Origin of the sequence: Pseudomonas sp. HMSC063H08 (assembly GCF_001813645.1) — a bacterium.
GTDB lineage: Bacteria > Pseudomonadota > Gammaproteobacteria > Pseudomonadales > Pseudomonadaceae > Pseudomonas > Pseudomonas aeruginosa.
Window position 1 is genome coordinate 1 of the sequence record NZ_KV813370.1, and the last position, 19,051, is coordinate 19,051.

24 protein-coding genes and 1 pseudogene are annotated in these 19,051 nt (G+C 57.3%); 6 read left to right on the top strand and 19 right to left on the bottom strand.

Going from position 1 to position 19,051, the window contains the following annotated elements; translation table 11 throughout:
- From HMPREF2924_RS34005 to HMPREF2924_RS06800, 6 genes and pseudogenes are all read right to left on the bottom strand, one after another.
- Window positions 1–201: DUF3391 domain-containing protein (locus tag HMPREF2924_RS34005; protein WP_256567943.1), on the bottom strand; the 201-nt coding region annotated here is incomplete at its 3' end.
- A 156-nt stretch (window positions 202–357) separates the two neighbouring features.
- Window positions 358–738: a hypothetical protein gene (locus HMPREF2924_RS06780; RefSeq protein WP_001054412.1), complete on the bottom strand. Its 381-nt coding sequence runs from the start codon at window positions 736–738 to the stop codon at window positions 358–360.
- Window positions 735–1,061, bottom strand: coding sequence for a hypothetical protein (locus tag HMPREF2924_RS06785; RefSeq protein ID WP_000091614.1), 327 nt, complete (start codon window positions 1,059–1,061; stop codon window positions 735–737). Before HMPREF2924_RS06785 ends, HMPREF2924_RS06780 begins: the two co-directional genes overlap by 4 nt.
- A gap of 23 nt (window positions 1,062–1,084) precedes the next feature.
- Window positions 1,085–1,419, bottom strand: a pseudogene (locus HMPREF2924_RS06790) (transposase).
- 14 nt (window positions 1,420–1,433) lie between these two features.
- A complete protein-coding gene (locus HMPREF2924_RS06795) occupies window positions 1,434–1,769 on the bottom strand; it encodes a helix-turn-helix domain-containing protein (RefSeq protein ID WP_001172026.1) in 336 nt (111 codons plus the stop codon).
- Complete coding sequence (locus tag HMPREF2924_RS06800) at window positions 1,750–2,127, bottom strand: type II toxin-antitoxin system RelE/ParE family toxin (RefSeq protein WP_003151133.1); 378 nt, start codon at window positions 2,125–2,127, stop codon at window positions 1,750–1,752. Before HMPREF2924_RS06800 ends, HMPREF2924_RS06795 begins: the two co-directional genes overlap by 20 nt.
- Window positions 2,128–2,318: 191 nt before the next feature.
- Between HMPREF2924_RS06800 and HMPREF2924_RS06805 the strand changes: the two genes are divergently transcribed.
- The 3 genes from HMPREF2924_RS06805 to HMPREF2924_RS06815 all read left to right on the top strand — a co-directional run bounded on the left by HMPREF2924_RS06805 (window position 2,319) and on the right by HMPREF2924_RS06815 (window position 7,016).
- Window positions 2,319–2,921, top strand: a complete 603-nt coding sequence (locus HMPREF2924_RS06805) for a recombinase family protein (protein WP_010465829.1) — start codon at window positions 2,319–2,321, stop codon at window positions 2,919–2,921.
- On the top strand, window positions 2,905–5,934 hold the full coding sequence (locus tag HMPREF2924_RS06810; protein WP_024015041.1) for a Tn3 family transposase: 3,030 nt from the start codon (window positions 2,905–2,907) through the stop codon (window positions 5,932–5,934). The genes HMPREF2924_RS06805 and HMPREF2924_RS06810 overlap by 17 nt, the downstream gene beginning before the upstream one ends.
- Before the next feature lie 236 nt (window positions 5,935–6,170).
- Window positions 6,171–7,016 carry an AraC family transcriptional regulator gene (locus HMPREF2924_RS06815; protein WP_003464995.1) on the top strand — a complete coding sequence of 282 codons (846 nt, stop codon included), beginning with the start codon at window positions 6,171–6,173 and terminating at the stop codon, window positions 7,014–7,016.
- A gap of 29 nt (window positions 7,017–7,045) precedes the next feature.
- Here the strand turns inward: HMPREF2924_RS06815 and HMPREF2924_RS06820 are convergent, their stop codons facing one another.
- Window positions 7,046–7,564, bottom strand: coding sequence for a YkgB family protein (locus HMPREF2924_RS06820; protein WP_003464991.1), 519 nt, complete (start codon window positions 7,562–7,564; stop codon window positions 7,046–7,048).
- Between the two features lie 730 nt (window positions 7,565–8,294).
- On the opposite strand from HMPREF2924_RS06820, the gene sdhC reads away from it, so the two are divergent.
- Window positions 8,295–8,669 (top strand): succinate dehydrogenase, cytochrome b556 subunit, encoded by a 375-nt coding sequence (gene sdhC / locus HMPREF2924_RS34010; protein ID WP_005005993.1) that lies wholly within the window; start codon window positions 8,295–8,297, stop codon window positions 8,667–8,669.
- 860 nt (window positions 8,670–9,529) lie between these two features.
- Here the strand turns inward: sdhC and HMPREF2924_RS06825 are convergent.
- The 5 genes from HMPREF2924_RS06825 to HMPREF2924_RS06845 all read right to left on the bottom strand — a co-directional run bounded on the left by HMPREF2924_RS06825 (window position 9,530) and on the right by HMPREF2924_RS06845 (window position 12,382).
- Complete coding sequence (locus HMPREF2924_RS06825) at window positions 9,530–9,796, bottom strand: hypothetical protein (protein ID WP_003464988.1); 267 nt, start codon at window positions 9,794–9,796, stop codon at window positions 9,530–9,532.
- A 169-nt stretch (window positions 9,797–9,965) separates the two neighbouring features.
- Complete coding sequence (locus HMPREF2924_RS06830; protein ID WP_003464986.1) at window positions 9,966–10,247, bottom strand: DUF427 domain-containing protein; 282 nt, start codon at window positions 10,245–10,247, stop codon at window positions 9,966–9,968.
- Window positions 10,248–10,314: 67 nt separating this feature from the next.
- Window positions 10,315–10,587 carry a glutaredoxin 3 gene (gene grxC, locus HMPREF2924_RS06835; protein ID WP_005005995.1) on the bottom strand — a complete coding sequence of 91 codons (273 nt, stop codon included), beginning with the start codon at window positions 10,585–10,587 and terminating at the stop codon, window positions 10,315–10,317.
- Between the two features lie 453 nt (window positions 10,588–11,040).
- A complete protein-coding gene (locus HMPREF2924_RS06840; RefSeq protein WP_002118292.1) occupies window positions 11,041–11,787 on the bottom strand; it encodes a ferredoxin reductase in 747 nt (248 codons plus the stop codon).
- Window positions 11,780–12,382 (bottom strand): sulfite oxidase-like oxidoreductase, encoded by a 603-nt coding sequence (locus tag HMPREF2924_RS06845; protein WP_003464980.1) that lies wholly within the window; start codon window positions 12,380–12,382, stop codon window positions 11,780–11,782. The genes HMPREF2924_RS06840 and HMPREF2924_RS06845 overlap by 8 nt, the downstream gene beginning before the upstream one ends.
- A 467-nt stretch (window positions 12,383–12,849) precedes the next feature.
- Between HMPREF2924_RS06845 and HMPREF2924_RS06850 the strand changes: the two genes are divergently transcribed.
- Complete coding sequence (locus HMPREF2924_RS06850; protein WP_003464979.1) at window positions 12,850–13,320, top strand: TlpA family protein disulfide reductase; 471 nt, start codon at window positions 12,850–12,852, stop codon at window positions 13,318–13,320.
- Window positions 13,321–13,645: 325 nt separating this feature from the next.
- On the opposite strand, the gene HMPREF2924_RS06855 is transcribed toward HMPREF2924_RS06850, so the two are convergent.
- From HMPREF2924_RS06855 to HMPREF2924_RS06865, 3 genes are all read right to left on the bottom strand, one after another.
- Entirely contained in the window at window positions 13,646–13,939 is a 294-nt protein-coding gene (locus tag HMPREF2924_RS06855; RefSeq protein ID WP_010591688.1) for a DUF1330 domain-containing protein, read from the bottom strand.
- Between the two features lie 58 nt (window positions 13,940–13,997).
- A complete protein-coding gene (locus HMPREF2924_RS06860; protein WP_005006001.1) occupies window positions 13,998–14,429 on the bottom strand; it encodes a GlcG/HbpS family heme-binding protein in 432 nt (143 codons plus the stop codon).
- A gap of 72 nt (window positions 14,430–14,501) precedes the next feature.
- A complete protein-coding gene (locus HMPREF2924_RS06865) occupies window positions 14,502–15,515 on the bottom strand; it encodes a zinc-binding alcohol dehydrogenase family protein (protein WP_002118279.1) in 1,014 nt (337 codons plus the stop codon).
- 75 nt (window positions 15,516–15,590) lie between these two features.
- Here HMPREF2924_RS06865 and HMPREF2924_RS36035 point away from each other — a divergent pair, with 75 nt between their 5' ends.
- Window positions 15,591–15,758: a hypothetical protein gene (locus HMPREF2924_RS36035; protein ID WP_016487060.1), complete on the top strand. Its 168-nt coding sequence runs from the start codon at window positions 15,591–15,593 to the stop codon at window positions 15,756–15,758.
- A 204-nt stretch (window positions 15,759–15,962) separates the two neighbouring features.
- Here HMPREF2924_RS36035 and HMPREF2924_RS06870 read toward each other — a convergent pair whose 3' ends face one another.
- The 4 genes from HMPREF2924_RS06870 to msrB form a co-directional block, all read right to left on the bottom strand.
- On the bottom strand, window positions 15,963–16,931 hold the full coding sequence (locus HMPREF2924_RS06870; RefSeq protein ID WP_003464971.1) for a magnesium and cobalt transport protein CorA: 969 nt from the start codon (window positions 16,929–16,931) through the stop codon (window positions 15,963–15,965).
- On the bottom strand, window positions 16,928–17,632 hold the full coding sequence (locus tag HMPREF2924_RS06875; protein ID WP_003464969.1) for a glutathione S-transferase N-terminal domain-containing protein: 705 nt from the start codon (window positions 17,630–17,632) through the stop codon (window positions 16,928–16,930). Before HMPREF2924_RS06875 ends, HMPREF2924_RS06870 begins: the two co-directional genes overlap by 4 nt.
- A 140-nt stretch (window positions 17,633–17,772) precedes the next feature.
- Window positions 17,773–18,312: a peptide-methionine (S)-S-oxide reductase MsrA gene (msrA, locus tag HMPREF2924_RS06880; RefSeq protein ID WP_003464967.1), complete on the bottom strand. Its 540-nt coding sequence runs from the start codon at window positions 18,310–18,312 to the stop codon at window positions 17,773–17,775.
- 1 nt (window position 18,313) lies between these two features.
- Window positions 18,314–18,757 (bottom strand): peptide-methionine (R)-S-oxide reductase MsrB, encoded by a 444-nt coding sequence (msrB, locus tag HMPREF2924_RS06885; protein WP_003464965.1) that lies wholly within the window; start codon window positions 18,755–18,757, stop codon window positions 18,314–18,316.
- Between the last annotated feature and the right edge of the window lie 294 nt (window positions 18,758–19,051).

Below are 19,051 nucleotides of genomic sequence, written 5' to 3' on the forward strand. Positions count from 1 at the left end.
CTCTGGGCTCTGGGCTCTGGGCTCTGGGCTCTCTGGGCTCTCTGGGCTCTCTGGGTCGACTTGGCTTTTGGCCAAGTCGACCCAGACCTCCCCGACGCCACATTCTCGAATGGCAGAGAGATCCTGAGGCTCGGTCAGCAGGAAGCTGCCGCGCCAGAATGGGTGTCGAACCCAAGAGCAGGCGAGCTTGTGGATGTACATGCCGAGACGAAGCTCGGATACGGGAATGCGTTTTACCAACTTATTTTCCTTTCTGAGTTGGGTGGTTAGGCGTGCGCCGAGGCTGGCACCCAGCGGTAGAGCGGAGGTAAGGTCACGCCAAGATTCTTGGATCAGCCGGAACCGCCGAAATTTCCGTCAGCCGATCAACATGGCTTTGTCTCGCGCTCGGTCGATGCGTTCCTGCATCGCCTGCATGACTTCTTCGTGGGTGTACGACTTGGCGTTGGGGTCGTCGGCCTCTCGGAGAGCTTCCTCGACCTCGCGGGTCATCCGCGCATATTCTTCCGGCCACAGCGCTTGCTCCATGCGCAGCGACGCCTGCCCAAGCAGGTGCAGCAGGCCGAACAGCCGCATGTCATTGGTGGCGACGACGTGCTCTCGAATCCGCTCCTGGATCACCTCGCAGGCCCGATGCGCCTCTGGCGTCGCCGTGCCCTCGTAGCCGGCTGGGAGTTCTGCTTCTTCAGCGATTCGCGCCCAAGCGATAGCCAGCGCCTCGATGGTGGACAGGTTCATTTGCTCATCCACTTGCGCAGCAGACGCTTTTTCAGGGAGGCGCGCTCTTGCGGATTGCGTCCCTTGTGGTTGGCAATGCGATCCGCCGTGGCGGCCTGGCGCTTGATGGGCCAGTAGGAGCGGCCATCCTTACCCATCGACCAGACGTTGCTGACCTGGTTTTCCAGTAGAGGCAGATGGGCGCATAGAGCTTCCGGCGACGCGCTGGCCAGCGCGGTGCGCTCGTGGGTTCGCCAGCGCTGATGCCAGAGTTTCTTGTCCTCGCGCTCGCTACGGCAGGTCGTGTGCCCAACGATGGGCGTTTTGCGGCGGCTGCGGCTCATGATGTGGTTGTCTCCAAGAACATTCAGGACAGGCTTTCTGGGTAGAGCGCCGTCACCGGGACAGGGTTTCTTGCACTTGTTCCAGCGAGGTCATCAGATGATCAACCTGATCCTGAAGATCCACGGCGAGATCAAATAGCTCAGCCACTCGGCTGCGTGATCCCTCGTTGAACGCGGCCATTGCCAGTTGATGCAGCTTCAACAGGTCGGTGCGCAGTTGCGGAGGTGCGCCGTCTGCGCTGTCATTCAAATCGCCGCGCAGCACGTCCACGGCATCGACTGCACGCAGCAGTGCCGTGGTATCGAAATTCTCGGGAGTCAGTTCGTCCCATTCGTCGTCGGTGATGCGGGCTGCCATCAGGAGAGCTCCGATTAAGCGGTTGCGAGCGTTAGATGCCCGATCGGCTCGGCTGCTGGCCGTACCTTGATTTCGATGTCGTAGCCGAGGCGATTCAGACAATCCATCAGCTTGCGTTCGGATAGATTGGTGAAGTCGCCGCGCATCATGCCCGACACCTTCGGTTGCGGGATGCCCATGCGTTTGGCCGCCGCTTGTTGAGTCAGCCCAAGGGCGCGCATGGCCCTCCTGATCTCGACCACCAGGCCGGTCTTGATCTTGAGCTTTTCAGCGTCAGGCAGTCCAAGGTCGGCAAAGACGTTGCCCGAGCTGCGCTGAACCTCGACGCCTTCAATGATTCGTTTTTGCATTTCGTAGCTCCTGTGCCAATACCTCGGCCACCTTCAGCCGAGCGCGGATGATGTCCATGTCGGCCTTTGGCGTGGCGATTCCGCTCTTGCTCTTCTTCTGGAAGCAGTGCAGGACGAACACCGCTTCCGCAAACTTGACCGTGTATACCGCTCGATAGGTGCCGCCGGCATCGTCTTCGACGACCTCCAGCACGCCGGCACCACCGAACCCCTTGAGCACCTTTGCTGCGTCATCCTGATCGCCTATCTGCGCCAACGAGAGCGCGTAACCGAAACGGCGACGCACGTCGGACGGCAACGCCATCAAATCCTTGTGGCTGCTCGCGATCCATTCGAGCGGTTTTTCTTTGTTTGTCATGACGGAATTTTATACCTGTTCAGGTAATGATGTAAACGCGGCAACCTCAAGGAGGTGTCGTAAAACATTTGTTTTGCGACAGGCTGTCAGCCGCCGCTGTGCTACCTGTGCAACACCCCCTCAAAAATGTACGGAAAACTCTATCGCTATTCACTATTATGCGGAAACCTGTTTTTGATGGTTATCCGCCTATGTTGGTTGGCTACATGCGCGTGTCGTCGGACTCCGACCGCCAGAGCACGGACTTGCAGCGCGACGCGCTGCTCGCCGCCGGCGTCGATCCGCGTCACCTGTTTGAGGATCGTGCCTCTGGCGCGAAGGATGACCGTGCCGGCTTGGCGCGGGCGCTTGAGTTCGTTCGAGCCGGCGATGTGCTGGTGGTGTGGAAACTCGACCGGCTCGGTCGCTCGCTGTCGCACCTGCTCGCCATTGTGACTTCGCTCAAGGACAAGCGGGTGGCGTTCCGCTCGCTGACAGAGAACCTGGACACTACGACGCCCTCGGGCGAATTCCTGTTCCAGGTGTTCGGTGCGCTCGCGCAGTACGAGCGCGCCTTGATTCAGGAGCGCGTCGTCGCGGGCTTGGCCGCCGCACGCAAACGCGGCCGGATCGGCGGCCGGCCGCAGGCGATCACTGGTGAGAAGCTGGACGCCATCGTCGCCGCGCTCGATGGCGGCATGTCTAAGGCGGCGGTGTGCCGCAACTTCAATGTCAAGCGCACTACGTTGATCGAAACATTGACGCGAGCAGGTTGGCGTGGTGCGGGAAGGACGGTCGATGAGCAACAAGAATAAGCTACTCACCGTCTTTTCTGACGCAGAGCAGGAAGCCTTGTACGGCCTACCGGACTTCGACGATGCTCAGCGGCTGGAATACCTGGCGTTGGCCGAATCTGAACTGGCGTTCGCCAGCAGCCGGCCTAGCCTGCAGGCCCAAGTCTATTGCGTCTTGCAGATCGGCTACTTCAAGGCCAAGCATGCTTTCTTCCGCTTCGATTGGCATGAGGTCGAGGACGATTGCGCCTTCGTGCTGAGTCGCTATTTCCACGGCGAAGCGTTCGAACGCAAGGCGATCACCAAGCATGAGCACTACAGCCAGAGGGGTCAGATCGCCGAACTGTTCGGCTACCGGTCTTGGGCGGCTAGCTTCCTGCCGCAACTGGCACAGCAGGCTGAACAGATCGTGCGGCGCGACGTAATGCCAGGATTCGTGGCCGCCGAACTGATCGTTTGGCTCAGCGAGCACAAAATCATCCGGCCCGGCCACACCACCTTACAAGAGCTGGTCAGTGAAGCCCTGTCCACCGAACGCAGGCGCTTGGGCGGCTTGCTGGCAGAAGTGTTGGACGAATCGGCCAAAGCTGCGCTGGGCCAGCTCCTGGTGCGTGACGACACCCTGTCTCAACTGGCAGCGCTCAAGCAGGACGCTAAAGATTTCGGCTGGCGTCAGATGGCAGGGGAGCGCGAGAAGCGCGCCACGCTGAAGTCCTTGCACGGGATCGCCAAGGCGCTGCTGCCCAAGCTCGGCATCTCGCAGCAGAACCTGCTGTACTACGCGAGCCTGGCGAACTTCTATACCGTCCATGACCTGCGCCACCTGAAGGCGGAGCAGACCCGGCTCTACCTGCTGTGCTATGCCTGGGTACGTTACCGGCAGCTCACCGACAACCTGGTCGACGCGATGGCCTTCCACATGAAAAAACTTGAGGACGAGAGCCGCACGGGTGCGAAACAGTCCTTTGTCGCCGAACAGCTGCGACGCCATCAGGAAACGCCGCAGGTTGGCCGCCTGCTGTCGCTGTACGTGGACGACAGCGTGGCCGATCCGACGCCGTTCGGCGAGGTGCGCCAACGCGCCTACAAAATCATGTCCAGGGAATTGCTGCAAAACACGGCGCAGCGCATGAGCGTCAAGCCACTGAACAAACTGGCGCTGCACTGGCAGGCGGTGGACGGCCTGGCCGAACGCATTCGACGCCATCTACGGCCGCTGTACGTCGCGCTCGACTTCGCCGGCACGGCCCCCGATAACCCATGGCTCGCGGCGCTGACTTGGGCCAAGAGCGTGTTCGCCAAGCAGCAGCGCCTATCACAACGGCCACTCGACGAATGTCCGGCGGCAACGCTGCCGAAACGCTTGCGTCCGTACCTGCTGATGTTCGATGCCGAAGGCACGCCGACAGGCCTGCATGCCGATCGTTACGAATTCTGGCTTTACCGTCAGGTCAGGAAACGCTTCCAGGCGGGCGAGCTCTACATTGACGATAGCTTGCAGCACCGGCATTTGTCCGACGAGTTGGTTTCGATGGACGAGAAAGCCGCCGTGCTCGCGCAGATGGACATCCCCTTCCTGCGGCAGCCGGTCAGTGCCCAGCTCGATGCACTGGCGACCGAGTTGCGTGCGCAATGGGTGGCGTTCAATCGCGAGCTGAAACAGGGCAAGCTGACGCACCTGGAATACGACAAGGACACGCAGAGACTGACCTGGCGCAAGCCCAAGGGGGAGAACCAGAAGGCGCGCGAGCAAGCTCTCTACGAGCAACTGCCATACTGCGATGTCGCCGACGTGTTTCGCTTCGTCAACGGCCAGTGCCAGTTCCTGTCGGCGCTGACACCATTGCAGCCACGCTATGCGAAGAAGGTAGCCGACGCCGACAGTCTGATGGCGGTGATCATTGCCCAAGCCATGAACCACGGCAACCAGGTTATGGCACGTACCAGCGACATCCCGTACCACGTCCTGGAGAGTACCTACCAGCAGTACCTGCGCCAGGCGACGCTACATGTGGCCAACGATTGCATCAGCAACGCCATCGCCGCACTGCCGATCTTCCCGCATTACTCGTTCGACCTCGATTCGTTGTACGGTGCCGTTGATGGGCAGAAATTCGGCGTCGAGCGACCAACTGTGAAGGCGCGCTACTCGCGCAAATATTTCGGCCGCGGCAAGGGCGTCGTCGCCTACACGCTGCTGTGCAATCACGTGCCGTTGAACGGCTACCTGATAGGCGCACACGAGTACGAGGCTCACCACGTGTTCGACATCTGGTACCGCAACACGTCGGACATCGTGCCGAGCGCGATCACCGGCGACATGCACAGCATCAACAAGGCCAACTTCGCCATCCTGCACTGGTTCGGACTTCGTTTCGAGCCGCGCTTCACCGACCTCGACGACCAGTTGCAGGAGCTGTATTGCGCCGATGATCTGGCATTGTACGAGAAATGCCTGATCCGGCCGGCTGGCCAGATCGACCGGCAACTCATCGTCGGTGAGAAGGCGAACATCGACCGAATCGTCGCCACACTGGGCCTGAAGGAAATGACGCAGGGCACGCTGATCCGCAAGCTGTGCACCTATACGGCGCCGAACCCGACGCGGCGCGCAATCTTCGAGTTCGACAAGCTCATCCGCAGTATCTACACACTGCGCTACCTGCGCGACCCGCAACTGGAGCGTAATGTTCACCGCTCGCAGAACCGCATTGAGTCCTATCACCAGCTACGCTCGACCATCGCCCAAGTCGGTGGGAAGAAGGAATTGACCGGCCGCACCGACATCGAAATCGAGATCAGCAACCAGTGCGCCAGGCTGATCGGCAACGCGATCATCTTCTACAACTCGGCGATCCTGTCCCTGCTGCTGACGAAGTACGAGGCAGCTGGCAATGCCAAGGCGCTGGCGTTGATCACGCAGATGTCGCCAGCGGCCTGGCGGCACATCCTGCTGAACGGGCATTACACCTTCCAGACTGACGGCAAGTTCATCGACCTGGATGCGCTCGTGGCGGGACTGGAGCTGGGCTGACGGAAATTTCTGGGATTCCGGCGTACAACCCCGTAAAATAGAAGAGTGAGCACTTGATTTGCTGGTGCTTTCAAACAACGGTGTTGTTTTTTTAACAGCCGAACTGGAAAGGGAGGCTGAGCTGCTCAGTGATCACTTTATCCGTTGGCTGATTTACGCCGGCATGTTCGCTACAGGCACTGAACGACAACGCAGATGGTATGGTCTGTGCGTTCTGACTCGTCAAGGATCGGCCAATGGATCGTTTGTCTAATTTGCTCTCGCGGTTCGGCGTGCGGGCCAATCTGTTCTATGACGGCGACCTATGCGGCTCTGCATCTTACGATGGCGCCGAGCGGCGAGGTTATATCCATCTGCTTCAGGCCGGCAGCGTGACGTTGCTTGGTCCCGATCGCAAGGATTTGCAGCTCACTCGCCCTAGCTTGATTTTTATGCCACGCCCCGCCAAGCATCAATTGTTTGCGGGTGAGTCCGATGGCGCAAAGTTGTTGTGTGCTTCCATGGAGTTTGAGGGCGGAATTGATAATCCTTTGTCGGCTTCATTACCGGACTGTTTGGTGCTCGCACTCGATGATCTGCCCATGCTGGCAGACACGTTGGAGTGGATGTTTGCCGAGGCGGCAAATGTGCATTGTGGAAGGGAAGCCGCGCTTGAGCGCTTATTTGAGCTCCTAATCATTCTGTTGCTCCGTTACCTGCTCGATCATCACCAGTTGCGCACCGGAATGATGGCTGGACTGGCCGACATGCGGCTTGCCCGATCGCTTTTACAGATGCACAACTCCCCGGAACATGCCTGGTCAATAGCAGAGCTGGCCAGTGAGTCAAATATGTCACGCGCTGCGTATGCCGTGCATTTCAAGAGTGTCATCGGACAGACGCCTGCTGATTATTTGTTGAGTTGGCGAGTTAGCCTGGCTCAGAAGCTGATGCGAGAAGGGCGCTCGATTACGCTGATTGCAGCTCAAGTCGGCTACGAAAGTCCTTCGGCGCTGTCTCGCGCATTTAGACGCAAGACGGGGTTGAGCCCTCGTGACTGGTTGAAAGATCTGGCGGGGGAAAATGACGGCAAAAAGGCCTAAGGCATTACTGCCTTAAGCCATTGAAAAAATTATGCATTAATTTTACGTTTTTCCAGTTCAACCAGCGAATGGCCTGCCACAAATATCGAAACAGCAAGCAACCCTAAGTCTTTAAGCAGAAACTGACCTGGCGCAACGGAAATCGCCGGAAACCCTAAACTAGGCTCAATGACGCCCGGAGTGGAAAACATAAAGCTAAGGGTTGTGAAGAACAGGCCTGCAGACAGAGCGCCTCCTACCACGGATAGTTTGGGTGACAGCATGCGGCCTGCGATCAGAGTGCCGATCGAAATCTCTAGTATGCCGAGCAGGCTGGAGAACATGTCGACCGAAAAAATGCTATACACCCATCCCAAAAGCGGGCTGTTGCTCACCAGTGGAACCAGGCCCTCGGCCTCGTAGTGGGTAAATTTCATGCCGCCGAACCAGAAGTAAATAATAGCGAGAGCCAAGTACGCGCCATAGATACCTAGCCCCATAGTTTTGGTTCCAAGCGTTAAGTGGGCCTGTACGCTGGACTTCGAGTTTTCAATGCCTATGGTTTTCATGTCTGAGCTTCCAGTAGTGAGTGAGAGTGTGTTGGCTGCCGAACGCCGTATGCGTTGGCGATGAGATGATTATGGCTGGCATCTCTAATCAAGAGGCATCAGAAAGTATTGATTTCAGTGCAGATCGTCTTGGGCGGTGCAATTCGCGATGAAGGGATCGCCGTGGAGAGCGATGAGTGCACTATTTCGATAAAGGAGTCGTTTTACATAGGTCGATGAAGCGCGTTGCGGCATCGCCTACTGTCATTTCTCAAATCTGACTATGGGGCTTGGGGCGAAGGGCGGCACTGACTAGGCTTAGAACAGCTACCAACTAGCCGCGCGGCCGCGATGCACAAAGAATGGTAACTGAGCCGTGAGTGCGGTGGGCGCCCGCATTTATTTCCAAACCCTACAGATACATCGATCTTCGACTTCAACCGGGCAGATAGCTGTTGCAGCAAGCCTATCAATCGACTTTGACGTGTTAAAGAGGATAGGTTTTCCAGGGTTGGGGAACAGCATGCCCTGCAGAACGACACACGTCACTTTTGTTAAATTAATAAGCTAGCTACCTATTGGGCATAACCTTGCAATTTGCTTCAATTTACGCACATGCACTTGCGACCTCAAAATGCAACGTAAGCCCCGAATATCTCCATTATTGTCGCCGCCAGCCTTAGTTACAGCTGCTATGATGAATGAGATCGAAAACTGAAATCCCCCACTAGAATTGTTGACTGGAGTCAAAATGAATAAAAAGCGGCCGGTTAATCTTGATATTCGAACCATTCAGCTTCCTCTCACGGCGCTTACATCGATTCTGCACCGGATTTCAGGAATTATGCTCTTTATTTTTCTGGGACTGATACTGTATATGCTGAGCAAATCGTTGGAGTCAGAAAAGGGTTTTAATGAAGTCAAGGAGATTTTTTCTTCACCTTTCGGCAAAGTTAGTTTCTGGTTGGTATACTCTTCATTTATTTATCATCTCGTAGCCGGAATTCGACACCTAGTTATGGATGTGGGTGTTGGTCATACTTTGAAAGGCAGCAATCGCGCCTCTACTATTGTTTTAGTAGTGTCGGGTGTTTTAATGGTTGCTGGCGCCGTATGGATTTGGTAGCTGTGGAGTCGTAATGCGTATTTACAAGGACTAAAAGCGTCCTTTAAAGCTAACTTACGAAAGTATTTATAATCGACGGTTCACGCTTAAACGGTTGAATCCTTTCGGGCTTCCGAATAGCTGTTAGCTGAAAGCTATCATGAGCTAAGTTTTCTGTGCATCATCAAATGTGTTAATGGGAGCGCCATAGTACTAGGTACAAATATGGCTCTAGGACAATGTTAGATGTTTTGGATTTTGAGGCGGATCGCTCTTATCGAAGATCGTCTAATTCGCTCTGAAGCGCAGGTTTTTTGAAACTATCACCTGGTTGGCACACTGTGCGAATCAACATCAGATATGAGAAAGCCAATCAGGTGAACACTACCCTCGAGGGCTCATCTGTCCAGTTAAAGCCTCGAGTCTTTCTGGGTGCGCAAAAGACAAGAAGGTTATATGGGAAAATTATGAGGCCTGGATACCATGCGTCATGGGCGTGCCGATGCTGTGAGTGACAGAGCGAGAAGCAAGTGAAAGTCCCTGAAGTAGGGGCGGGATGCGCCCGAGTGGCATTTTTTGTCTTAAGGTAGATCGCGTAGCTGTTCTTCAGAATAATCTTCAGAGCGTTGACGACAGCCATCGCTGTGCATTCCTCAAGAATAGAATGTGTCGGAAGGGTGGCGTCATTGGTGTTAGTCATCGCTTAGGATTTCTCAATCTGGCTTACACGGGCGCCTGTACCGATATCCCCGCGGATGGCGACGTATCGATGTTGAATTCCTCGCCAGACGAAGTGCAATGAGCTGCGGCTATAGGCTTGCGCAGCCTTAGATAGCCGGCCGTCGCAGGCGCGCCGGTTGGCCGGGATCTTCTTCTGCCCGTCAGGTGTCCGGTCGGAACTCCAGCACGAACGCTACGACCTTTTCGGCGGACATTTCGCACGGCTTCAACAATGTCCTATCTGATGTAACGCGGAAGAGGTTGAAGCTGACAATGTCAGTCCCGTCCAACTCCCTGGCGAACAGACTGTTGCGACGTCCGTCCCCAGATCGCCGGACGATCAAGCTGAAACGCCGGCCTTCATAAGTCCCTTCTCTGTATCCCTCCGCAAGCTTCGCGAAAGCGGCATCGAACTCGGAATGCTCCATGTCATCCATCCTTATTGATAGAACAGAGGCGCGGCGGGTGCGAGACCGCCAGTGCCGGGTCGCGCTAAGGTGCCGGGCAGATTCCTGCAGCCGACGAGGCCCGGGGTGGGCAGGATAATTGAGATGTCGGCGCCCGCATGGCTATCAGCGAAGTCGTCCGTCCAGTCTGCTAGGCAACGTCCACGCCTTTCCAGAAAGCGATGTAATCCCGGATACCCTCGGCATCCGGAGTGGGGGCGGGATAGGTCCAAGCGGCGTTCACGTTGAGCGCGTCACCCGCGCGAACATGAAAGAAGCGCGCGGCGCCTTTGATCGGACAGACAGATGTGTGCGGGCTCATCTCAAGCAGGCTCAGGTCGACTCCTGACGGTGGGAAGTAGTGATTTCCCTCGACGATGACTGTTTCGTCGCTTGTGGCGATAGTAGTGTCTTTCCAGATGGCTGAGACCAACGGACTCTCCTTTTGTATTCATCAACCGGCGAAGGCTCGCGGGCTGGCTGCCCCAAGCCGCACCTCCTCAGGTGGCAGGCGGGTTGCGCCCGAGAAGTTTGTCGAGCTCGCCTCTGACATCGAGCGCGAATAGCTCATCGGAGCCACCGATAAGGGTGCCATTGATGAAGATCTGCGGCACGGAGCTTCGCCCCGACGCTTCCGCCATGGCCTGCCGGTGAGCCGGATCCGCCTCAATATCGAGCTCCTTCCATCGCACGCCCTTTTCCTTGAGGAGCGCCTTCGCTCGGCGGCAGAACGGGCACCAATTCGTGGTGTACAGCAATACATCAGTTGTCATATTGCATCTCCGGCAGTTGCACGCGGATCGCTGTCATGGCGTTGATCTCCAATTCGCGGCGTTCAAAGATGGCGACTGCACCTTGGCCGACATCGGAGCAGATGCTGACGATTGGCCGCTATCCAGGCGACATGGCCCAAAGTGCTTTCACCGCCAGGCAGAGGCCGCACGCGCCTCCTGTAGCGCCGAGCCGATGCTCTAAGGTAACCGAGCCTCGATTGGGACGGAAGCGGTCCCGCTCGAATCGCCCATCATGCTGGTCGAGCATATCAGGACGACGGATAGTGCAGGAACTTTCAAATTGAGCTTGATGTCGAGCCAGGTATCGCGAGCGAAGGCGTTCTAGAGGCCGGGGGGTACGAAGACTGTGTTCGGCAAAACGGTTCACGTTGATCGCCAAAGCTTCCCAGGGCGCACGTCTACGATCGGCGCGACGTGAGATAGCTCGCGCCGCTAGCCCCCGTAGCGCTCCGTCTTGATGATGGAGGCGTCCAAGCCCGCCAGCAGCGCGCTATCGGTTGCGATGTTGACGAATCCGTTAGACCCGCAGACGAACACTTGCGTCGGCTTTCCCTGAAGCCTGGTTAGAATTTCTTGGACCATCATGCCGTCGATCCGTCGCGCAAAGTCCGATGCGCGAACCGGTTTCTCGCGCGTAATCGCGAGCGCCAGGACGAACGCCGGATCGCTGATTTCGATGCAATGAAGTTCTTCTGAGAAGAGAACGTCCTCGGCGGTTCGTGCGGACAGGAGCAACGCTGTCGGAACGGCTTGGGCCAATGCGCGGCGCTGCCGGATCATTGCCATCAACGGCACGAGGCCGGAGCCTCCCCCGATCAACAGAACCGGATCTATGGCAGGCTCAGGCCAAAGGAAATGGCCACCGAGCGGACCGCGAACTTCGATTTCGTCACCAATCGCCGCGATGTCGTGAAAAAACGGCGAAACTTCGGCATCCGGCATGCGCTCGATAGCTATCTCGACGATCGGGGTCGAAACTGCCGATGACGCGATCGAGTAGCTGCGCATTGCACTGTAGCCGTCGGGCGCGGTCAGCCGGATATCGACGTGCTGACCTGCGGTGTGCGCGAACGGCTTGCTCAACCGAAGGAAGAAGCTCTTGATACTCGGTGTTTGCTGGATGATGTCGTCGATCACGCATGATTGCCACGAACGGACTTGCGCTTCGTTTTCAGTCATGGGTGTATCGTTGTTCGCGCCACGGATCGCCGTAGATGTGATAGCCGTGCAGCTCCCAAAAGCCGGCCTCGTCACGCGTCGTGAATTGCAGCGCATTCACCCATTTGGCGGATTTCCAGAAGTAAAGGTGCGGCACTAGAAGACGCGCCGGCCCCCCATGATCGCGGGAAAGTGGCTTGCCCGCATAACTGAGGGCGACCATCGCTTTCCCGGAAAGCAGATCCGTCAGAGGGACGTTTGTCGAATAATTATCGTAGCAGTGCGCCAAGACGAAATCGGTAGGCCGATCAAGCTCTGCATCTGCAAGGATGTCTTCAATGAGTACACCCTCCCAAACGGTATCCAGTTTGGACCAAGAGGTGACGCAGTGAATATCCTTTGTCACCTGGGTCTTTGGTAGAGTGTTGAATTCGCCCCAATTCCACGTTTTGACGGGCTTCGGACCAATTTTGACTGTGAATTTCCAGTCGGAGGGCTCTACCCTCGGCGTAGGGCCGGCCGACAGAACAGGGAAATCCTCCACCAGATGCTGACCTGGCGGAATCCGATCGGACTGGTCGCCTGAACCGCGACCGGTGAAACCTCTGGTGACCATAGTGACCCCTCTTGCTCGATACGGCAGACCGAAGCCGGCCTTCATTTCAGTACTCTGCGTAAAGCATTTGCCCGCACATCCGCCGAATAAGCCAATCGACTAAAAATCAGATACAGATGCTCTATCATCGTAAAAAATCGCGTATCGAACATAGCGTCAGGCCAGCATGATTCCCAATACCCAATGGCTATAGGGTAGATAACCCCAAGGCTGCGTACGCTGATCTGCGGTATGCGGAGCGGAAGTTGCAGGTTCGCTCTCAAACGGATGGGCAGCGTGCAAAGCTCAAGGCTCACCAGCGCATGGTTGCCCAGTTCGCGCTCGCCGGCAGCTTGAGTATATTAAGGACGAAATGTCGATCTGATCTATTCTGGCTTCAGGAAATAGGGAAAATAAGGTCGGACGTTCGCGCACCGTCGCGACGCGCGATCATCCACTAAGCTTCTGTATCGGGGTTGGAGGATCAGATGAACGAGATCGAACGACAAGCGCCTGAGCTGCGGGTGCAAAAATGGATTGGCAAAGATGGGGAAAGTATCGCGCCGTTCAAACTGTCAGATATCGGGCCCGGCCCGAAAATCTTGTTTGCCTTCCAGCATTGGTGCCAAGGTTGCCATTTGCATGGGTTTCCGACGCTACAAAAGTTGCATGCAGCGTTGAGCTCAAAAGACGTGGGGTTCGCAGTGATCCAGACCGTCTTCGAAGGAACGCATGAGAATACCTTCGAGAAGTTGCGCGTGAACCAGCTCAAGTATGAGCTTCCTATCGTTTTCGGTCACGACGAGCAACCGACCGGCTCGCCGTTTCCAACCTTCATGGAAGACTACCGCACACGAGGAACTCCGTGGTTTACGGTTATCGACGCTGGCGGTAGCATTGTTTTCTCGGACTTCCATCTCGACGCGGAGCGACTAGTGAAGCAACTTGAGCAAGGTTAATCGTTGGAAGGTGGGCAATCATCCTGATTGCCACCCATCCCCTGATGCCCACTACAGGCGTTGCGCGCTGTAACTCTGTTGATCAGCGTGCGAAAACCCGGATCCGGATAGGAGGAGCGTCAACGATTGAATCAATCCGTTGGGAGAGGGCGGCTCCGCTCCGTCAGCTCGGCAATAGATAACCCATTCTCGCCGAGCAACTCTCTGATCCGATCAACGATATGAGCCCCTAGCGCCGCTGTCTTGGTCCCCCCCACAGATTCCCAAGATGCGAGTTCACACGCCGATACCTCGTGGTCAGCGCCGAAGTGCTTCTGTCGGTATGTCACCGCCGCCCTTCAATGATAAAGGCGCGGTAACGGGAACCGGCAAAGCGTTGAGCAGCGATGGTTTGGTAGGCGGGACTGTCATACCAGTCGCGAGCGGCCTGCATCGTCGGGAAACGCAAGATTACGGCCCCTTCGATGGGCGGCCCCTCCAAATGCTGGATCGCGCCATAAGCGGCGAGAAAGGTAACGTCGTGACCATCGAACGATGGTCCGACGCCTGCAGAATAGGTTGCGAGTGCATGTGGGTCGCTGGTTTCTTCCCGCGTAAAGACGACGAACGCTTCCATCATTAGGCCTCTCAAAGGTTGGATCTGTTGGCCATTACCACCGGTGATGGCCTCACAGTCGTCAGGCTGGCAACTGGAACCCGATTTTCATGAGTGCCTCGACGCACGCATCCTGATCCTGCTGATAGTTGCCTCCGGAGATGCCTATGCCGCCGATCAACTTCCCATCCTCCAGAATCGGATAACCGCCGCCGACAGCGACCATCCGAGGGCGATAGGCTAGCGGCGCCACTTTTGGATCGTTGGTCACATAGTCGTTCCAGACATGGGTCGGGAACCCAAACGAGGCGGAACTCCAGGCCTTGTCGATGGCAACATCGACGGTAAGGAACGGCGCATCGTCGGTGCGCTCGAACGCGCGCAGGTTACCGGTGGCGTCGACGACGGCGACGGCAGCCGGGATGCCGATGGCACGGGCCGCAGCGAGCGCCGCGTCGATGAGGGCGACTGCGGTTTCGCGGTTGATCGAGGCGGTGGCAATAGATTTGGTCATGGGATTCTCATCGCTGGGGCATAACCCGTTCGGCTTTTTGAGGTTGGACAAGATGTTTGGCGATCGCGGTCGTTAGAAGCCTTCGAGGACGATCTTGCCTTTAGCCGCGCCACTTTCGATCAGTGCATGCACCGTCTTCAGATTGGCGGCATTGATCGGCGACAGTCGTCGGGTCAGCGTCGTGCGGATTTTGCCGTCGTCAACCAGCGCTGCCATCGCATCCAGAATCTCGCCCTGCTCATTCATGTCGGGCGTGCCGTAGATCGACCGCGTGAACATCAGCTCGTGGTGGATCGACACCGCCTTGCGCTTGAAAACCATGATATCGAATGCCTTGGGATCGTCGATCAGTCCGAACCGTCCTTGTGGGGCGATCAGTTCGGCGATGTCGGCGACATGTTGCTCGGTATGTGTGGTCGAAAAGACGAAAGCGGGAGCACCGATGCCGAGTTCGGCGATCTGTGGCGCGAGCGGACGAGAATGGTCGATGACGTGGTGAGCTCCAAGCCCTCTTACCCACTCTTGGGTTTCCGGTCGAGAGGCTGTGGCGATGACGGTGAGGTCCGTGCGCTGTCGCGCGATCTGGACGGCGATCGACCCAACCCCGCCCGCGCCACCGATGATGAGGATCGCCTCCGCCGCACCGGGTACGGGCTTCGCCACGTCCAGGCGGTCGAACATCGCCTCCCAGGCCGTCAACGTCGTCAGCGGCAGCGCCGCCGCTTCCGCCCAGGAGAGCGACGCAGGTTTGTGACCGACAATCCGGGCGTCGACGAGATGGAACTCCGCATTGGTACCGGGCCGTGTGATCGATCCGGCATAATAGACCTCGTCGCCTAACTCGAACTGCGTGACGTCGGGGCCGACCTCGCGCACAATCCCGGCGGCATCCCATCCCAGCACCTTCCAATCGCCATCTGCCGGCGGCGTGCTGTTGCGGACCTTGTAGTCGACCGGGTTGACCGAGACGGCCTTCACCTCAACCAGGATATCGTATCCTGCAGCGACAGGCCGAGGCAGATTGATGTCGACCAGCGCGGCATCCGCGGCGATGGGTCCCGGAACCTTGTAACCAATGGCTTTCATAAATGTCTCCAGCTTGCTTGATCGGATGACGCGAATGCTCGTTAGTCAACTTCTTCTACATTGAGGTCCCGACTCTTGAACTGGGTCGCGGTAGCAGATTTCATCGAACACGTCGATCAACAGGCCCTTATGCTCGGTCGCCGGATCGGTGATCGCGTAGAGGGTGGAGGCGTTATCGCCATCATCACCGCTTCCGAGGCGAAACGCCGCGTCGACGCAGATGCCGCACGGACCGATGGTTGATCCTGGCTCGAGATCGACGAGATTGCTGTCCTTGACGCGCTATTCGCGGTCTTAGCCCTTGGCGATGAAGGACTGAACTGCTTGTAGAGCGTCGGTCAGCTGCTATGTCATGGACGCACCTTCATCTTGAGTTGGATTGGACAAGCTTCCGTATAAGGCCCGCTGTAACCGTCAGATGACGGCGAAGAAAACGATGGGCAGTATTCACAGCCACTTAGCCTTCTTGAAGCGCACAAATAGGAAAACGCACGATATCGCTATCACTCCGAGCACGACAAAGTATCCGTAGGCCGTGTCCAGCTCCGGCATGTGCTTAAAGTTCATGCCGTATATTCCAGCGATCGCCGTCGGGACTGCCAGTATTGCCGCCCAAGCCGCCAGCTGGCGGGTGATCACCCCCGTCCTTTGCGCTTCAAGAAGGCTGCTGGCCTCAAAGACCGTGGACAGGACAAGCAGGAGGCCGTCGACCATGGACTGCACGCGGTGGACATGGTCCGCGACGTCGTGGAAATATGGTGTCATTTCGGCGCTGATGCAGGGAAAGTGGCCGCGAACGAGCTTTCGCACCAGCTCGGCCATAGCCCCGAGCGTGCGCTGGAACCGCGTGAGTTCGGACCTTAGTTCGAAGATTCGCGCCACCTCTTCTGGCCCGAGGAAATCGTGCAGCGACCGTCGCTCCATCGCCAGGACGTCGTCCTCGATCATTTCGAAGATGGGCAGATACTGGTCGACCACGCGATGCAAGATCGCGTGCAGCACATAGTCGACACCCTTGCCGAACTGCGTCGGCGATGCCTCGAGTTGCTCCCGAAGTTTGCCCAGCGCTCCGGCATTGCCGTGCCGCACGGTGATAAGGTGATTGTGACCGGTGAAGATCGCCATCTTGCCGTAGCTGATCCGGTCGCCGACCAGCTCGGCGGTCTGCGCGACGACGTACAACTCATCGTTGTAGACCTCGAGCTTGGGCGGGCACAGCGGGTGCATCGCGTTGTCGATCGCCAACGGATGAAGATTATATGTCCTTTGGATCGCGAGTAGTTCCTCGGGGGTGGGTTCGCTAAGCGCGATCCAGCAGAAGCCCGAGCGACTCTCGCCCAACTTGACGTGCTCATCGAGCGCGATTTCGCGAACTCGCTTGCCTTCGTTGTAATAATAGGCGGCGATGATGCTCATGCTGGCCTCGCGGGAATGTGGAGGCCACGCTGGACGGCCGGTCGAGCCAGCCCGCGTCCAAGCCATGCGCGGACGTTCGAAAAGCTGCTGAGGCCAAGGATGTCACCCGCAGCGTAGAATTCCACCAGCGCATTCACCCAGCCGAGCGTCGCGATGTCCGCGATCGAATAGTCGTCGACGATCCAGTCGCGGCCTTCCAGCCGGCGATCCAGAATCCCCAGCAGACGCGTGGATTCGTCGATAAAGCGCTGTTGCGGCCGCTTGTCCTCATAGTCCTTGCCGCCAAATCGCAGGAAGAAGCCGAGCTGACCGAACATCGGCCCGATGGCCGACATCTGAAAGAACACCCACGCTAGGGTCTCGTAACGCTGGCCTGGTTCGGTGGAGATGAACTGACCCGTCTTGTCGGCCAGATAGAGGAGGATCGCACCGGATTCCCATAAGGCGATGGGTCTACCGTCAGGGCCAGCCGGATCGATGATCGCCGGTATGCGTCCGTTCGGGTTCAGCGACACGAACGCCGGATCCTTCGACTCGTTGTTCGAGATGTCGATCAGGTGGGGCTCGTACGCCAGGCCAGTCTCCTCAAGCATGATCGAGACCTTGACGCCATTGGGCGTAGGGGCTGCGTAGAGTTGCAGGCGATCGGGATGAGATGCCGGCCAGCGCTGCGTGATCGGAAAGGACGAGAGGTCTGGCATAAATCTGCGATCCTGGTGTTGCGATGGCGACTGACTGGAACGAGCCGTCACTCTGAAGTAGGGTTCGATGACCGCGTCGCTGAACGACGCGGTCACGAAGATTGCGGACCGGATCGGCGCAGTGGCAACGGCAGTGAAGCCTATTCCGCCGCGGTCCCGGCCGCTGGCTGTACGTCGTCAACCTTTTGGCGCTTCGGAAGCACCCAGCCGGGACGGACGAAGTGGCAGGTGTAGCCGCCCGGGCGCTTCTCCAGATAATCCTGGTGATCGGGCTCGGCCTCCCAGAACTCGCCGACCGGCTGGACCTCGGTCACCACTTTGCCATCCCACAGCCCCGAGGCATCCACATCGGCGATCGTATCCTCGGCGACGCGCTTCTGCTCCTCGTCGACATAATAGATGCCCGACCGGTAGGAGAGCCCACGATCATTGCCCTGGCGGTTCAGCGTCGTCGGATCGTGGATCTGGAAGAAGAATTCCAGGATGTTCCGGTAGCTCGTCACTGTCGGGTCGAAGACAATCTCGATCCCCTCGGCATGCGTGCCGTGATTACGATACGTGGCGTTCGGAATATCGCCGCCCGTGTAACCCACACGGGTCGAGATGATGCCGGGCCGCTTGCGGATCAGATCCTGCATGCCCCAGAAACATCCTCCTGCGAGAACAGCGCGCTGATGCATGTTAAGCCTCCTCTACTTGATCGAGATATTCACCGTATCCCTCGGACTCCATCTCGTCGCGCGGGATGAAGCGAAGGGACGCTGAGTTGATGCAGTACCGCAGACCGCCGCGGTCGGAAGGACCATCGGGGAACACATGGCCGAGATGACTGTCTGCGTGTACTGACCTGACCTCCGTCCGGACCATGCCGTGTGCGCTGTCCCGCACCTCGTTCACGTTTGCCGAAACGATCGGCTTGGTGAAGCTGGGCCAGCCAGTACCCGAATCGAACTTGTCCGTCGAAGCGAACAGTGGCTCTCCCGACACTATGTCGACGTAGATGCCAGGCTCCTTGTTGTCGTTGTACTCGCCCGTGAAGGGCCTTTCGGTGCCCGCCTCCTGGGTAATTCGGTGTTGCTCGGGAGTCAGGTGGTCGATTGCTGTCTGTGACTTTTCAAACTTCATTACAGTCTCCAATACTTATCTAGAGGGCCAGGCACGCTACCGCTAATTTTTTATGTCTCCTGATTTGCTCCTACAATGGTAGTGGGATGGCAAACGAGGTTTTACTAAGTGTTGGAAAATTAGAGATTTAAATTTCGCGTCTATTAGTTCTAGCGCAACTGAGTGGTTAAGCAAGTACGTAATCAGTAAATATTAAAAAAATAACACAAAAGCACGATTATATAATACAGTGTCAGTGTTTTATGATAATCAACAACGCCTGTCAAGGCAATCGCATGAAGCTCACCTGAGACC

Excerpts from the sequence above, each read along its gene's own strand:
- HMPREF2924_RS06780 (WP_001054412.1), bottom strand. The coding sequence starts at position 738 with ATGAACCTGTCCACCATCGAGGCGCTGGCTATCGCTTGGGCGCGAATC.
- HMPREF2924_RS06785 (WP_000091614.1), bottom strand. The coding sequence starts at position 1,061 with ATGAGCCGCAGCCGCCGCAAAACGCCCATCGTTGGGCACACGACCTGC.
- HMPREF2924_RS06795 (WP_001172026.1), bottom strand. The coding sequence starts at position 1,769 with ATGCAAAAACGAATCATTGAAGGCGTCGAGGTTCAGCGCAGCTCGGGC.
- HMPREF2924_RS06800 (WP_003151133.1), bottom strand. The coding sequence starts at position 2,127 with ATGACAAACAAAGAAAAACCGCTCGAATGGATCGCGAGCAGCCACAAG.
- HMPREF2924_RS06805 (WP_010465829.1), top strand. The coding sequence starts at position 2,319 with ATGTTGGTTGGCTACATGCGCGTGTCGTCGGACTCCGACCGCCAGAGC.
- HMPREF2924_RS06810 (WP_024015041.1), top strand. The coding sequence starts at position 2,905 with ATGAGCAACAAGAATAAGCTACTCACCGTCTTTTCTGACGCAGAGCAG.
- HMPREF2924_RS06815 (WP_003464995.1), top strand. The coding sequence starts at position 6,171 with ATGGATCGTTTGTCTAATTTGCTCTCGCGGTTCGGCGTGCGGGCCAAT.
- HMPREF2924_RS06820 (WP_003464991.1), bottom strand. The coding sequence starts at position 7,564 with ATGAAAACCATAGGCATTGAAAACTCGAAGTCCAGCGTACAGGCCCAC.
- sdhC (WP_005005993.1), top strand. The coding sequence starts at position 8,295 with ATGAATAAAAAGCGGCCGGTTAATCTTGATATTCGAACCATTCAGCTT.
- HMPREF2924_RS06825 (WP_003464988.1), bottom strand. The coding sequence starts at position 9,796 with ATGGAGCATTCCGAGTTCGATGCCGCTTTCGCGAAGCTTGCGGAGGGA.
- grxC (WP_005005995.1), bottom strand. The coding sequence starts at position 10,587 with ATGACAACTGATGTATTGCTGTACACCACGAATTGGTGCCCGTTCTGC.
- HMPREF2924_RS06840 (WP_002118292.1), bottom strand. The coding sequence starts at position 11,787 with ATGACTGAAAACGAAGCGCAAGTCCGTTCGTGGCAATCATGCGTGATC.
- HMPREF2924_RS06845 (WP_003464980.1), bottom strand. The coding sequence starts at position 12,382 with ATGGTCACCAGAGGTTTCACCGGTCGCGGTTCAGGCGACCAGTCCGAT.
- HMPREF2924_RS06850 (WP_003464979.1), top strand. The coding sequence starts at position 12,850 with ATGAACGAGATCGAACGACAAGCGCCTGAGCTGCGGGTGCAAAAATGG.
- HMPREF2924_RS06855 (WP_010591688.1), bottom strand. The coding sequence starts at position 13,939 with ATGATGGAAGCGTTCGTCGTCTTTACGCGGGAAGAAACCAGCGACCCA.
- HMPREF2924_RS06860 (WP_005006001.1), bottom strand. The coding sequence starts at position 14,429 with ATGACCAAATCTATTGCCACCGCCTCGATCAACCGCGAAACCGCAGTC.
- HMPREF2924_RS06865 (WP_002118279.1), bottom strand. The coding sequence starts at position 15,515 with ATGAAAGCCATTGGTTACAAGGTTCCGGGACCCATCGCCGCGGATGCC.
- HMPREF2924_RS06870 (WP_003464971.1), bottom strand. The coding sequence starts at position 16,931 with ATGAGCATCATCGCCGCCTATTATTACAACGAAGGCAAGCGAGTTCGC.
- HMPREF2924_RS06875 (WP_003464969.1), bottom strand. The coding sequence starts at position 17,632 with ATGCCAGACCTCTCGTCCTTTCCGATCACGCAGCGCTGGCCGGCATCT.
- msrA (WP_003464967.1), bottom strand. The coding sequence starts at position 18,312 with ATGCATCAGCGCGCTGTTCTCGCAGGAGGATGTTTCTGGGGCATGCAG.
- msrB (WP_003464965.1), bottom strand. The coding sequence starts at position 18,757 with ATGAAGTTTGAAAAGTCACAGACAGCAATCGACCACCTGACTCCCGAG.